The organism is Paenibacillus alba (genome assembly GCF_013204855.1).
GTDB lineage: Bacteria > Bacillota > Bacilli > Paenibacillales > NBRC-103111 > Paenibacillus_E > Paenibacillus_E alba.
Map to the genome: position 1 here is coordinate 353,503 of NZ_JABMKZ010000005.1, position 15,701 is coordinate 369,203.

Here is a 15,701-nt window from a genome sequence, read left to right on the forward strand (position 1 = left end):
CCCAAGTTTAGGATGAAAGGAGCTAATGCCGCTCATAAAAAAGATATTTGAAAGCGCTCTCCCATTTTATCAATATGTGATCAGGAGGCTGGAAAAAAGATGAAGTTAAAGAAGACGTTAAGCCAGCTGCTCGTTGCAGCTTGCGCATTCGGCACGATTTCGACGGCTCCGATGTTGTCCATTCAAGCACAAGCTGCGGAAGCGGCAGCCGAGCCGGTCGTTCACGGCTTAAAGGGAGAGTACTACACCAATACGGGTTCTCCACAGTTTAACTTCGGTACGTTAAAGTCAACGGTTCTTGACCCGAATTTGGATTTTGGTAATTTGGAACCAGCTTTTGGCATTTTGACTGGACAGCAGGATAATGTGAACGTCCGTTGGAGCGGGTTTATTGAACCCCAGTATTCAGAAAATTATACGTTCTCGATGATTGGAGATAACGGCTTCCGACTCTGGATCGACAATAAGCTGGTCATAGATCACTGGGTCAATGATTGGGATAAGGAGCAGGTGGGAGCAGCAATCCCATTGATTGCCGGACAGAAATATGCAATCAAGGTTGAATATTTCGAGAATACGGGTGGCTCTAACTTGCACATGCGCTGGTCGAGTCCGTCCGTGCCTAAATCACCGGTACCGACTGAGGCTTTCACCCCGCCAAGCGGGTTCTCCTACGGGGGAAAAGTTTCTAAAGATGGCGCGACAGCCGAAGTGAAGTTAGATCAAGCTGCAGCGCAGCTGCCGGAAGGCTTCGCGAGTCACTTGAATGTCAAAGTGATGGGCACAGATTGGCCGATCGCATCGGCAGCGCTCAAAGCTGGGGATAACACCACAATGGTGCTTACCTTCCAATATCCGGTGTACTCGAAGGATGTATGGCTTGTTAAAGCAAGCTATGACGGGCAAGGCGGATTGAAAGCTCAGGGCGGTGCAGTCATCCCAGCATTCGAAAAAATGTTGCAAAACGATTCTACTTTTCAAATTACGACGCCATGGGCTAGCCAAGTGGACAAAGATCATGTGCTTCCGGAATATCCTAGGCCTCAGCTCGTCCGCAATAAATGGCAGAATTTGAACGGGGAATGGGAATTCCAATCGGCCAAGGCAGGCGAGGCGCTGCCAAGCGGGAAAACACTAAAGGAGAAAATTGTTGTTCCTTTTGCCGCTGAATCGGTGCTTTCGGGCATTAAACACGTGGAGAATCTCATGTGGTATAAGCGATCGTTTACGGTTCCGAGTGATTGGAGCGGTCAGCGAGTTATGTTGAATTTCGGTGCTGTTGATTATTTGGCAACGGTATACGTCAACGGTGTGCAGGTCGGCACGCACAAAGGCGGTTATACATCGTTCAGCTTCGATATTACCGATCAATTACAAGCGGGCAATAATGAACTGATCGTTCATGTGCTGGATAATACCGATATGGGGGAAGATCAAGCTGTTGGCAAGCAAACCGTGAAGAAGCTGGGAGGCATCTGGTATACGTCCGTATCCGGTATTTGGCAAACGGTATGGATGGAGCCTGTTGCTCCGGTACATATTGAGAAGCTGGATATGACGCCTGATATTCAAAATCAAGTGCTGAAAGTAACCGTTCCCGCCGGGCCTGCCAGCAACTTAACGGTTGAAGCCGTGGCGCTGAAAGATGGTCAGGAAGCAGGGAGAATTAGCGGACCGGCTGGAACTGAGCTGCAGCTTCCAGTGGCAAATCCAAGACTTTGGACACCGGATGATCCATTCTTGTACGACTTGCAGGTTCGCTTGAAAAATGGGAATCAAGTCGTTGACCAAGTGAACAGCTATTTCGGCATGAGGGAGATCAAGTTGGGGAAAGTCGATGGCGTTACGCGACCGCTGCTGAACGGCAAGTTCGTTTTCCAGATGGGGCCGCTCGATCAAGGCTTCTATCCAGATGGCATTTACACGGCACCAACCGAAGAAGCACTCAAATTTGATATTCAAACGGTCAAACGAATTGGTATGAATACAATCCGCAAGCACATTAAAGTCGAACCTGCCCGCTGGTATTATTGGGCGGATAAGCTGGGCGTCCTCGTCTGGCAGGATATGCCAAGCTTGGAGGATCGACAAGGCAATCATGGCGCGGATATTACGCAAGCGGCCAAAACACAGTGGCTGAAGGAATATAAAGAAATGGTCGATCAACTGCGAAGCGTGCCATCCATCATCGAATGGACAGTCTTTAATGAAGGCTGGGGCGAATTCGACTGGGGCGGACAGCAAACGAAGGATGCGGTTAATTATGTCAAAGGTCTTGATTCAACACGCTTAATCAATAATGCCAGCGGTTGGGCAGATTCGGGAACAGGCGACCTTGTTGACATGCATGCCTACCCTGCTCCGAATTCACCGAAACCTACAGATACACGCGCTGCTGTTCTTGGTGAATACGGAGGTCTGGGGCTGCATACGCCGGGACATGAATGGAGTCCGCTCGTATTCTCATACCAAGAAATGAAAAGCAAAAAAGAAATTACGGACAAATATATTGACTATATTAATCAATTAAAAAGTCTCAAAACAAACTCCGGTTTGAGTGCGGCGATCTATACACAGATTACCGATGTTGAATATGAAATCAACGGCTTGCTCTCTTACGACCGCAAGGTGGAGAAGCTCGATTTTGATCGCATCGCCAAAGCACATCGCGAGCTGATCGGTACGATAACAGCGGGCGATTTGTCCAGCAGTATTCAGGAAGCCGAGCAGTTCTATAGCAAGCTGATAGCGGGCGATAAGCCAGGTCAATATTCACAAGATGATCTGAATCAGTACAAGGGTGTGATCGAATCAGCTAAGCAAGTGCTCTTAGACAGTCATGCCACTGCCAGCGAATATCAGCAATCGCTCCTTAACTTAACGACTGGCAAGGAGAAAGTGTTTGCTGCGGTTCATGATCCGCTTCCGAAGGGATCAACGGTAGATGGCTTTGACAGCCCGACATTAAGCAGCAGTTGGAACATCTATCGGCCAAATAACGCGAATTGGAGTCTAGCCACGAATCCCGGGAAACTGACGATCCAGACACTTGCGGGCGACAGCTTTGGAAATTCGAATTCAATCAAGAATGTGTTTCTGCAAAATGCACCAAGCGGCGACTTCGTTATCACGACGAAGGTGAATGCTGAGGTAAGGAAAAACTTCCAGCAGGCGGGACTGCTTGTATGGCAGGATGAAGATAACTATGTGAAGCTCGGACATGTGTGGGATACAGATGGCGCGACAGGTAAATCGTTGGAATCAGCTTTTGAGAAAAATGCCACCTACTCCAAAGCTGGCCATATGGCCGTTCATCCCGGATTCGATACGTCCTACTTGCAAATTCGCAAGGTCGGCAATGTGTATACGACGTATTATTGGGACGGCGCGGGCTGGACACAAGCCGCAGATCCGGTTACTGTCCAACTAACGAATCTGAAAGTCGGATTCTATGCGTTCTCGGCAACGGATGGGACATCGATCCCCGCACAATTTGACTACTTCTCCGTTGGTCCTATCCGTAATGACCCGACGTCATCTTTAACAGGACCAGCAACGATTGCGAGCGGGCAATCCTTCGACTCTACACTACGATTGGATAGTGTGACACAAAGTGTCTATGCTCAGGAGTTGACCGTTGCGTATGATGCGAATCAACTTGAATTTGTTTCGGCAGACAGCTTACAAGAAGGCGTGATCCTCATCGACAAGAAAGTAGAGCCAGGCACAATCCGTCTGATCACGGTTAATGTTAGTGGCTCCAGTGTAAATGGCGATTTGATCAAGCTTCACTGGAAAGCAAAGGCTGCTGGAGAGGATACAACAAGCCGGATTACGCTATCCAAGCTGATTCTAGCTAATGGCGTAGGCAACGAAACGGAGATAGAGGGAACTGCACAAAGCATTCGGATTGTGGCAAATGTGGATAAGGCTGCGCTGAATGCGCTCATCGCTCAGGCTCAAAGCAAGCATGACGCTGCCACCGAAGGATCATCGATTGGGCAGTATCCAGTTGGCTCCAAAGCAGCGCTGCAAGCAGCGATCGGCCAAGCAAGCATCGTCGCGAACAATGCGAATGCGACGAAGGCGCAAGTCGAGCAAGCGGTTACTGAACTGAATCAAGCGCTGCAAACGTTTAATCAATCGGTTGTTACCGCAGCGCCTGGAGACACCAATGGCGATGGCAAATTCTCAATCGGCGATTTGGCGATTGTTGCAGCCGCTTATGGCAAAACATCCGCAGACGCAGATTGGGAGAAATACAAACAAGCCGATTTGAACAATGATGGTCGCGTTGACCTAATCGATTTGGCAACATTAGCTCGGCAGATTTTACAATAGACATGCCTGGATAAAAGCTTGCCCAACCACAGAATGTATCGTGGCTGGGCTTCTTTTTGTGTGATCTTGAGCGTGAGGAATAAACTTTTGTCAGAATCGTGCAAAGTTTGGCCTAATCGCGTAAAGACGGGCTTTTTCCTTGCAGATATAATCAAAATAAACAAAGCTCAGGGAGAGGTTCAAATGAAAAAAATGATCAGCCTGATCGTTGGCATTCTCTTGCTTAGCAGCTTGCCGTTTTACTTGCACTTCTCGCATAAAACGACGGACCCCAGTCCTAAGGAAGGCCAGAGGCTGGATGTCCATAAGCTGGAAAGCATTGTGAATTTGGCCAGCTCGGTTGATAAGCCAGGCGTGAATGATGTCAAGGCTCCTACTTTTACACTGAAAGCGTTGGATGGTTCGTATCATACGATTGGGGGCAAACGCGATAAACCGGTTGTCATCCATTTTTGGGCCAGTTGGTGCGAAGCTTGCTCGGTTGAGGTGGCGACTCTGAGGAAGCTGTACGGCCAGTACAAGAATCAGGTTGATTTCCTTGGCGTTAACGTATCGACTGAAGAAAAACCGGAAAACATCGAAAAGTTCGTCAAGCAAAACAATCTTACCTATCCGATCCTGTTGGATGAGCATAAACATGCCGCTGATCTGTATCAGCTTCACGCGCTGCCTACGGTTTTTCTTATCGACAAAGATGGCTTCGTGCTGGATACGTTTCATATGGTAGATCCGCTTGAATTGGAAGAGAAAATCAGACATCTAGCTGAGCCTTAATGAGTCTCTGCAATTGTTCAGAAGGGAGGAGAGCGGTAGAAAGTGTGCGTTGTGTTGGAACAAGTAAGCCATCGAATTTTAAAGAGAAGAGGTGTCCTGAATTGAAGGGAAAAACGGCCATTGTGCAATTGCTTATTCTTGCTTTATATATGACCATCGTTGCGCCCTATCCGGTCCAAGCGGCAGAAACGGTGAAGATCCCCAGTTATTTCTCCGATCATTTCGATAAAATAAAGATTAACGATACATGGAATGCCATTGAAGGCCCATGGTCCATACAATCCGGCAAACTTACCGTTGCCAAAGGACAAGGCTATAAGGCGATTTCTAATAAGAATGATCTGCAAGATTTCACGATTGAGTCAGATATCCGTATGGCAGATCGCAATGGAGATGCAGGGTTGTTGTTCAGAACGGTAAGCGCGACGCCGGGGGCCGATAATGTACGAGGTTACTATGCTGGACTAAGTGCTGCTGGAACTGGAGCCGTCATCCTCGGCCGCATGAATAACAATTGGACGGAACTGAAACGGGCATCGGTTGCGATTAACCCGAATACAGACTATCGGTTGAAAGTCTCTGCTGTAGGCAGTCAAATTAACGTGTATCTTAATGATACATTAGTTTTAGAGCAAACGGATAGTACCTATACCGTGGGCAATGTGGGGGTTAGAATGTACAATTCTCTACCTTCGTACGACAATATCGTGGTGAAATCCGTGGGGGGCGACACGTTGTTATCGGATAACTTTGATACGCCGGCCGACCAAGTGATTGACCAGTGGCAAGTGGTGGATGGAAGCTGGAAGCTGCAATCCGGAGCCATAACGGTGAATAAAGGCGATGGGTACAAAATAATTGCCCGTGACGCTGAGTTTCAGGATATGACACTGGAAAGCGATATTAAGCTGCCGAGTGACACAGGCACAGGAGATGCAGGCTTGTTGTTCAAAACGCAAAGCGCTACGCCCGGGGCGGACAATGTGAAAGGCTATTACGCCGGTTTAAGCGGTGACGGCAAGGTAACCCTTGGACGTATGAACAATAACTGGACGCCGCTCAAAACAGTGAAAGTGTTCGACAACACGGATCCCAATCGCTTTTACCATATGAAGGTCGTTACTTATCAGAATGAGATTAAAGTATATGTCAACGATTCTCATACCCCAGTTCTCGTCTATACCGACGATAGCCCGCAGAAATATACGAAAGGCGGAATCGGATTAAGAAGTTACCGTGCGCAAGCAAGCTATGATAATGTGATCGCAAGCGAATATGTTGTACCGGACAAAACTTACGCGGTGCCTGTAGCGAACAAAGCGCCGCTTGTGCAAACGCCGTTTATCCCATTGCCGCTGGGTTCTGTTGAAGCTAAGGGCTGGCTGCTTAAACAGTTGGATCTTCAGCGCGATGGAGCTACTGGATATGCAGAGGATTTGTACGGAGAGCTCAGCACGAACGCGGCTTGGCTCGGGGGTACGGCACCGGATTCCGATTGGGAGCGCCCGGTCTATTATTTGAAAGGCTTAGTCCCGTTAGCCTACACGCTGAAAGACAAAGATTTAATTGCCAAATCACAGAAATGGATAGAAGCGATTCTGGCTAGCCAGCAAGCTGATGGCTCTTTTGGTCCCAAGAGCAGCGATGATTGGTGGCCTCGCATGGTTGCGCTCTATGTCATGAAGGATTACTACGAAGCGACGAATGATGCGCGTGTGCTCCCCTTTATGACGAATTATTTCCATTATCAAGCTGCTCAATTGCCAGCCAGACCCTTGAGAGATTGGGGCAAAATTCGAGTCGGTGATAACATCGATACAGTGCTCTGGCTGTACAACCGGACAGACGACGCGTTTCTGTTGCAATTAGCGGATACGCTTGCCGAACAGGGATACCCTATCACCGATACGTTTGCGAAGGATGGGTTTCAGAATTTCGGCAATGACTTCCAGCCGACTCATTCGGTGAATGTGAATGAAGCCATTAAAATGCCAGCTGTCTATTATCAAAGATCGCATGATAATGAAGACCGCGACGCCTTTCAGGCTGGAGTAGCCAATTTGACCAAACACTCGCAGATTACGGGCATGCCCTCAGGCACAGAGATGTTGGCCGGCATTGGATCTACACAAGGCGTAGAGCTCTGCGCGATTACTGAACGTATGCAAAGCAATGAAGAAGCCGCGATGATTCTCGGAGATCCCCATATTGGCGACGCGCTTGAGAAAATTGCTTTCAATTCCTTGCCTGGCGCGATGAGTAAGGATTTGAAGCTGCATCAATATTATTCGCTACCGAATCAGGTGGAGAGCAATCTAGCCGATCATAGCTTCAAACAGAACTATGATAATGGGATGATGCCTTCCCCTACATCCGGATTTCCTTGTTGTCGCTTCAATATGCACATGGGCTGGCCGTATTTTGTGAAAAATATGTGGGCGGCACCACCGGATGGAGGCCTGGGTGTCATTGCCTATGGACCAAGTCGCGTGTCAGCTCAAATAAAGACAGCGAAAGTATCTGTGGAAGAAACGACGAATTACCCATTTGAAGATCAAATCGGGTTTGAAGTCCAAACTTCAGCAGCTGTAAGCTTTCCGCTCAAACTTAGAATTCCTGCTTGGACGGAGCAGCCTACGATTACCGTGAATGGCCAAGTTCAGTCTGCTGTGAAAGCTGGGGAATACGTAACGATCGACAGGACGTGGGCTTCGGGGGATAAAGTCGTTCTAACGGTGCCGATGAAGCTGAAAACATCGACATGGGTCAACAACTCTGTAGGCATTGAACGTGGGCCGTTGGTGTTCTCGCTTCAAGTGGAAGAGAATTGGCAGGTACAGTCCAATCCAATTGCGGCAGTGCCAGGATTCAATGCCGGAGCGCTTGGCTTCAGCCAGTATCGTGTGCTGTCTAAGACGCCATGGAATTACGGACTATTGATTGATCGCGAGCACCCTGAAAAGTCGATTGAGGTCATCCAAGGGCCGATGCCGGAGAATCCATTCCTTCAAGCGACGAGTCCTGTTAAGCTGATTGCCAAAGCGAAGAAAATTCCAACATGGGGCAAATCGCCCAATAATGTAGAAGCATCGGAGCCGCCGATCGGCCCGCTGCTCTCGACGGAACCGACAGAGAACATTACCTTGGTTCCTTTCGGAGCGGAAAACTTGCGAGTCAGCTATTTCCCCGAAGTGACAGAACAGGCAGATTCTGTTGCATCTATTAAATATGAGGCTGAACAAGCCGAGCTGTTCAAAGCGAAAGTGAATACGAACAACAATTATGCTTCTGGCAAAAGCTATGTCGGTGAAATCGACTACCCGGATAGCTATGTGAAATTCAGTGATGTGAAAGTTCCAACTGCGGGTACATATGTTGTTGATGTTTGGTTTGCCAATGGCAGTGATTTTACGGCAGCGACAGGTAAAATTGTCGTAAATGGCAGCGAACAATTACTGAAGCTGCAAGGAACTCAAAATTGGGGAAGATTTATGGCTATCCCAACGAAAGTTCAACTCAGCGCAGGCTCCAACACGCTCACCTTCATGAAGGGAACAGGATTCTACGAGCTGGATTATATCGTAGTCAGACCGCTGCAGGCGGCGTCAAATCCATCAACCCCTGCCGCTGCAACATTAACAGGGCCTTCTGTTGTTCATGAGAATGAGTCATTTAGCCTTAACTTAGGATTCTCAGGCGTTACGCAAAGTGTGTACGCTCAGGATTTAACGATTACTTATGATCCTAGCCAAGTGGAGTACGCAGGTGTGGAGGAGTTGAAAGAAGGCTCCAAGATCATAGATCAAGAGCAAGTTCCCGGTCAAATTGGTTATATTATGGTTAACCTAGGAGCGGGCAATATCAATGATGATTTGCTGAAACTGAAGTGGAAAGTGAAGTCAGTCACACAGGCCAGCGCCACAAACATCAGGTTGACGAAAGCTATTGTGGCTGATGGAGCCGGGGTAGAGACACAGCTTGAAGGTGTTGTGCACAGCTTGCAAATCGCAATCGTCATTGATAAAACTGCCCTGAATGCTTTGATCGCTCAGGCACAAGATAAGCATAACAGCGCTGTTGAGGGCACAAGCCCAGGCCAATACCCTGTAGGCTCCAAGGCTAATCTTTGGTCAGCCATTGGCCAAGCAAGAGTAGTGACAGATAACGTTTCAGCGACACAAGAGGAAGTAGAGCAAGCTCATCTTGCATTACGTGATGCATTAAACCGCTTCTTAAATTCTGTCATTTCGAGCTCGCCAGGGGATACCAATGGAGACGGCAAGTACTCGATCGCAGATTTAGGTATTGTAGCTGCAGCATACGGGAAGTCTTCCTTGGATGCAGATTGGGAATCGTACAAAAAAGCAGATTTGAACCAAGATAATAAAGTAGATATTGTAGACTTGGCCATCATGGCACAAAAAATTCTGCAATAAGAGTAAGCTGGGAGGCGTTTTGGACGGGATCACGATGCCGCGATCTGTCCAAAACGTCTATTGAAGAAAACAGCTTGGCTGCCTAGAAAATAAGAAAGGGGAGGGTGCAGTTTGAAAGGAATATTTGCTTTTCGTCAAAAAAGAATTCGCCAAGTGTGGGCTTATATGCTGCTTATGTGTATGGCAGTTTCTTATTTTCCAGTTGCTTCCGTTTCAGTGGAGGCGGCAGCGGGAGAGCCCCTGCCTGTATTTAGAGAGGATTTCAATGATGGCAATGCGGATGGCTGGACGACCTATGGGTCTTCGGATGCCGGGAACAGGGGGACTTGGGCGGTTAATGCCGCCAAGCAGTATAGAACGACTGGCGCACCCGGCTCGAAAGCCATTTTCCAGAACACAAGCTTTGCAGACTTGATTTATGAAGCGGATCTGCAAGTTGCTGGGATCAATGATGATCATTCTGGACTTCTGTTTCGGGTTACTGCGCCAGCGCCTAATGTTGCCGACGGATATAATGGCTATTTCGCTGCTCTGCGTGTAGACAAAACCATTACACTGTCAAGAGTAACGGGTGCAGGCGGCAATGAATATAAGGAACTTCAGAGAGTATCTTACCCTTATGCAAGCGGTCATATGAAAGTCGTGGCAGTAGGCAATCACATTCAGGTGTATGTCGAGGATATGACTGTACCCAAGATTGATTTTACCGATAACGATGGCAAACAGATCACCTCTCCCGGTGCTGTTGGTCTTAGAACCTGGTGGGGGACAACGAACTTCGATAATCTCGAAGCTCGGGCATATTCGCCGTCGGTGACTGCGGCACCTGTATTCAGCACACCTGACGGTGTCTATAACAGCGAGCAGTACATTGCACTTGCTTCTGCGACCGATGGAGCCAGCATCCGGTATACGCTGGACGGCACTACACCAAATGCTTCTTCTCCCGTCTATACGTCGCCGATCGTGCTATCGTCCGATACGACTATCAAAGCCTATGCGGACAAAGCGGGTGAAATGGTCTCGAGCGTGGCAACGTCCTCCTATATCATCGCCCAGAGCGAACAAGTATTCACGGACGACTTTAACGATGGCAATGCCGAGGGCTGGAAGAATTATACGGGCTTGACCGTTGGAGCTCCGACGGTTTGGTCGGTGACTTATGCAGTCTATCAATATGTTGCTGCGAATCCCAGAGGCGCTAAGTCCGTCATTGATGCGGTTTATCAAAATTTCGTTTTTGAGGTTGATGTGAACCCGCAAGATGCTGTAGCGAATAACAGCGGAGTGATCTTTCGAGTAACAGACCCCGCTGATGGCGTAGATAAAGTAAATGCGTACTACGCCGGTATTAACGCTGCTGGAAAGCTTCAAGTTGGGAAGATGAGCACTGCGGGTGCTGCCGGCACTTGGACGGAAATAGCTTCAATCGTTGTAAGCGGTGTCAATCCGAACTCACTTAATCACTTGAAAGTTATCGTCATCGGCACACATTATGTGATTTATGTGAATGACAAGCTTGCCTTTGACTTTACAGATACCACCTATACAACAGGTACTGTTGGGCTGCGTGCTTGGAATGATGATAAAACAGTTGCTTTTGACAATGTATCCTTGAAGCGGTTAACGCCTATTGTGCTGCCAGCAGTAGAGCCAGTCAGCCATCAATTCTCGGATGATTTTAACGATGACAACGCCAATGGCTGGACGACCTATCAAGGCATTTGGAACGTAACAGACAAAGCGTACCAAGTGACGAATAAAGGGGCAGGCTTCAAGTCGGTTGCCGATGGCACGTCGTTCAGCAACTTTGAATACGAGGCAGACATTACGATGAAAGACGGCGTGAACAGCGATAATGCAGGCTTAATCTTCCGCGTCTCGAATCCTAGCAATGGCGGAGATAACCTGAAGGGTTATTATGCCGGAATAACCTCAAACGGGCGCGTGCAATTGGGGAAATTCAATAACAACTGGAAAGAGCTGGCCTCCATCCTATACCCGATTCAGCAAAATAAAGCGTATCACATGAAGGTGACGGCGGTAGGCAGCCATATCGATATTTATATCGATGGCGAGCATATCGTTAGTGCTGTAGATACAAGCTATTCGACTGGAGCTATTGGTGTTAGAGCCCACTTTGTTGCCACTAGCTACGACAATATTTTTGTTAAAGATCTAGGTGCCGTTCCGCCTCCGACCTATGACTGGTCTTGGGTGAAAGGCGCGGTATTCGTGCCAACGAATGTCGTCAATCAGATTCAGCAATGGGACGAATATGATCATGCCATCAACGATCGCGAATTAGGTTATGCGCAAATGTACGGCATTAATTTGGTACGTGTATTCGTGCACAATTTATTGTGGAAAGACAACAGTGCGAAGCTGCTGGCCAATCTCGAAGATTTCCTCACACTTGCCGACAAATACGGCATTAAGGTCGAGCTTGCTTTGTTCGACGATTGCTGGGACGACTATCCTGTCATGGGACCGCAATTAGCCCCAAGATACGGTGCGCATAACAGCCGTTGGGTGGAAGGTCCCGGCGATGCAATCAAGTCCGACTATGCGGCCAACAAGCAAGACTTGAAAGCGTATGTGCAAGGGATTGTGCGTGCACATAAGGATGATTCAAGAATTGCTTTCTGGAACATTTATAATGAACCAAGCAATGGCGAAAGCGGACTTATGGATCAAATGACGAAGCAGATTATGAACGATGCGCGGATTTGGGTCAAAGAGATCGATACGACGCATCCGGTTTCCTCGACGGGCGGCCAATTCAGCGGAGAATCGACGTCGGATTTCATCACTTGGCACCCTTATGAGGCCGACTATCCGACACCCTACGGGATCAGCAAGGAAATTCTTGCGGATGAAACGATGAACAGACTCACCCAATCCGTTCCTGGCATCGTGGAACACTATGGAAAGCAAGGCATTGGATTCGTCATGTGGGAATTTGGCATCGGCCGGGATAACACGCGTTTCCCTTGGGGCTCGGATACGAATCCGCTGACATCGGAGCCGGCAGTCCCTTTCCATGGCATCACCTATCCGGATGGTCACCCTTGGGATGTGAACGATGTGAAGGCACTTACTGGCGCTGCCTTCGACACGCTGCCCGTGTTTAACGTGCACTATTTTAAGGATGAAAATTTCACGAGTTTGGTCAAATCTTCGATTACACCCAAGGTGGATTTTGATCTTGGCGATGAGAAAGGGACCGGATCTCCGGATCCAACTGTAGGCATTGGCGAAGACCATTTCTCCACACGTTGGGTGGGCACGATTCAGCCTGTGAACACGGGCACACATACGATTTATGTAGATAGCGATAACATCGCGAGAGTGTGGATTGGCGATTCATTGGTTGTAGACAAAACAAGCAGCACCCGAGAAGAAAAAAGCGCAGCAATCGTATTAACGGCCGGACAACAGTACGCGGTTAAAATCGAGTATGTGCATGCCGCCGGCGATGCAAGCTTGCATGTCAAATGGTCACATGCCAATTTAGCCAAACAAGCCTTAACGCCTGTTTATGCTGGGAAAAGTGTGCAGTCTGTTTCGTTGGACGCGGCTGCGCTGAGCGTTAAAGTCAATGAAACGAAAAAGCTGACAGCGACGATCACGCCTGCCGATGCTTCGAGCCAGCTATTAACGTGGAGCTCCAGCCATACCGGTACAGCGACTGTTGACCGCAACGGTTACGTCAAAGGGGTGAACAAAGGGACGGCTGTCATCACGGTCACGGCGGCAGGAGGAGTGACGGCCAAGGCGACCGTAACGGTGAAAGACAGCGGTACCTTCATGAACCCGATCGTGCCTGTCTCCAGCGGGGCCGGTTCGGCAGATCCGAGCGTTGTTTTCAAGGATGGCTACTATTATTATGTAAAGTCTGAGAATGACGGTTTGATTCAAGTGGCGAAAGCCAGAAGGCTTCAGGATATTGGGACCGCGCCTCGTATAACGGTGTATACCCCACCTGCCGGACAAATGTATTCCAAGGAATTATGGGCACCTGAAATTCAGTATTTGAATGGCAAATGGTACATCTATTTGGCAGCAGATGACGGCAATAATAATAATCACCGAATGTATGTCATCGAAGGCAATTCGCAGGACGCGCAAGGTACTTATACGATGAAAGGAAAGATTGCGGATGCGACAGATAAATGGGCCATTGACGGCACGGTCTTCACGAAAAGCGACAATTCCATGTACTTCGTATGGTCGGGGTGGGATGGCGATGCCAATGTGAGGCAGAACATTTACATTGCTCCGATGAGCAATCCATGGACAATCAGCGGACCTAGAGTGCTGCTTTCCACGCCTGATCAAGCTTGGGAGCTGCATGGAACGCCGAACATTAACGAAGGTCCCGAAATTTTGAGCAAAGATGGCAAAATCTTCATCGTCTACTCGGCAAGCGGCAGTTGGACCGATGATTACACGTTAGGTATGCTGACCAATACGGACGGCAATGTGCTGAGTCCTGCTTCTTGGACGAAATCAGGTCCGGTTTTGAGCAAAGCAGCGAGCGCATTTGGTCCGGGACATAACTCTTTCACCAAGTCTCCGGATGGTACAGAAGATTGGATCGTGTATCATGCTGATCTTAAATCTGGCGGAGGCTGGGGGAATCGCACCGTTAGAGCGCAGAAATTCACTTGGAATGCGGATGGAACGCCTAACTTTGGCACACCGGTCGCATACGGCGCATCTGTGCAAGAGGCATCTGGAACACCATCGATCTCTATGTACAGCTATGAAGCAGAAGATGCTGAGCTGGGCGGTACAGCGAAAATTAACAACTCGGACGATGCGTCTGGCGGCAAGGTGGTCGGTCACATCGACACGGCTGGAACTGACTATATCGTGTTCCATGTTAACGTGGAAGAAGCGGGTACCTACGCGATGACGCTCATGGCCGCTAACGGAACAGGCGGCACTGCCATAGCGCAGCACGATGTTTCCGTGAACAATGGAGCTAGTCAAGTCATTGACTACAAACAATTCGGATGGGGTCGTTATAACCCGTCTTCGATTACGATCGCGTTGAATTCAGGCTTGAACACGATTAAGCTGACCAAAAAGACGAATTTTGCTGAGCTCGACAGGCTCATTCTTGAGCTTCTGGTGCCTTCGAACCCGAATGGACACCAAGCAGCCCTGCTAGCGGCCATTGCCTCGGCACAAACGAAGCATGACGAGGCTGTTGAGGAAGAGCGACATGGTTTCTATTTGGCAGGGGCGAAAGCGGCGCTGCAGGCAGCCATTGATCAAGCGGCAATTGTTGCAGGCAATAACGCTGTAACTGAGGAGCAGTGGGCTGCCGCAACGCAATGGCTGGCTGAAGCAATCACAGCCTTTGAGGCGAAGAAGATCAATGCCAATCTCCATGCAGGCGGAAGTAGTGTTAGTGTTGGAGATTTAGCTATTGTCGCGGCTTCTTATGGCAAAAAGCAAGGTGATGTCGGTTGGGATGCGCAAGCGATTAAAGCGGATCTTAATAAAGATAACCAAGTCGATATCTCGGATCTTGTTATCGTTGCCAAAGCCATTATGGAGTAAGGATAGGGGCTGATTTAGAGGCGCGTGCAGCGAATGTACCACTTTAGATGCATGTGCTGCAGATGCTCCACATTCAGAGGCATATTCAGCGAATGCGCCCACCATGTTGGCGATATCCGTTGTCCGTGGCTCAGCGATTCAGGAGAAACCTGCAAATGTGCAGGCTTTTCAAGCAAAATCGTGTGAAAACGTCAGAAAGCCTGCGATAATGCAGGCTTTCTGAGCGTTTCCTTCCTGGAAACGAATAAAGGTCTCAAAAGGATGCATATTCGCAGGCATTTCACCTTTTTGCTTATTTTCAAGAAGAAAAGGATGCATAATCGCAGGCTTTTCACCAGTTCGGTTCGGCCCCTTAATTATGGAGTCCATCTGCTAAATGCTCTCGCTCTCGCAGTTTTTCATTTTTCTCATTTCTCTAAACACACTAAACCGAAATTTCTATGGCTTTTAATTTATTAGCTTTCCAAGCCTCATGGTACTGACTTGGACTCATTTTGTGCAGACTTCCGTGGAAACGCCGTTGGTTGTAGAATTCAATGTATGTGTGTACTCTCTGGTAAGCTTCTTCAAATGTTT

General features: G+C 48.5%; 5 protein-coding genes. 4 read left to right on the forward strand and 1 reads right to left on the reverse strand.

Going from position 1 to position 15,701, the window contains the following annotated elements:
• Positions 1-99: 99 nt before the first annotated feature.
• From HQN90_RS10240 to HQN90_RS10255, 4 genes are all read left to right on the forward strand, one after another.
• Complete coding sequence (locus HQN90_RS10240) at positions 100-4,341, forward strand: PA14 domain-containing protein (protein ID WP_173217839.1); 4,242 nt, start codon at positions 100-102, stop codon at positions 4,339-4,341.
• 183 nt (positions 4,342-4,524) lie between these two features.
• On the forward strand, positions 4,525-5,115 hold the full coding sequence (locus tag HQN90_RS10245; protein WP_173217841.1) for a TlpA family protein disulfide reductase: 591 nt from the start codon (positions 4,525-4,527) through the stop codon (positions 5,113-5,115).
• 101 nt (positions 5,116-5,216) lie between these two features.
• On the forward strand, positions 5,217-9,551 hold the full coding sequence (locus tag HQN90_RS10250; protein WP_173217843.1) for a 3-keto-alpha-glucoside-1,2-lyase-like domain-containing protein: 4,335 nt from the start codon (positions 5,217-5,219) through the stop codon (positions 9,549-9,551).
• A 111-nt stretch (positions 9,552-9,662) separates the two neighbouring features.
• Entirely contained in the window at positions 9,663-15,125 is a 5,463-nt protein-coding gene (locus tag HQN90_RS10255; RefSeq protein WP_173217845.1) for a family 43 glycosylhydrolase, read from the forward strand.
• Between the two features lie 424 nt (positions 15,126-15,549).
• Here the strand turns inward: HQN90_RS10255 and HQN90_RS39915 are convergent.
• On the reverse strand, positions 15,550-15,701 hold a 152-nt coding region (locus HQN90_RS39915), incomplete at its 5' end, for an IS3 family transposase (RefSeq protein ID WP_173217847.1).

What these genes read in the sequence shown, in the direction of transcription:
- HQN90_RS10240 (WP_173217839.1), top strand. Translation starts at nt 100, where the DNA reads ATGAAGTTAAAGAAGACGTTAAGCCAGCTGCTCGTTGCAGCTTGCGCA.
- HQN90_RS10245 (WP_173217841.1), top strand. Translation starts at nt 4,525, where the DNA reads ATGAAAAAAATGATCAGCCTGATCGTTGGCATTCTCTTGCTTAGCAGC.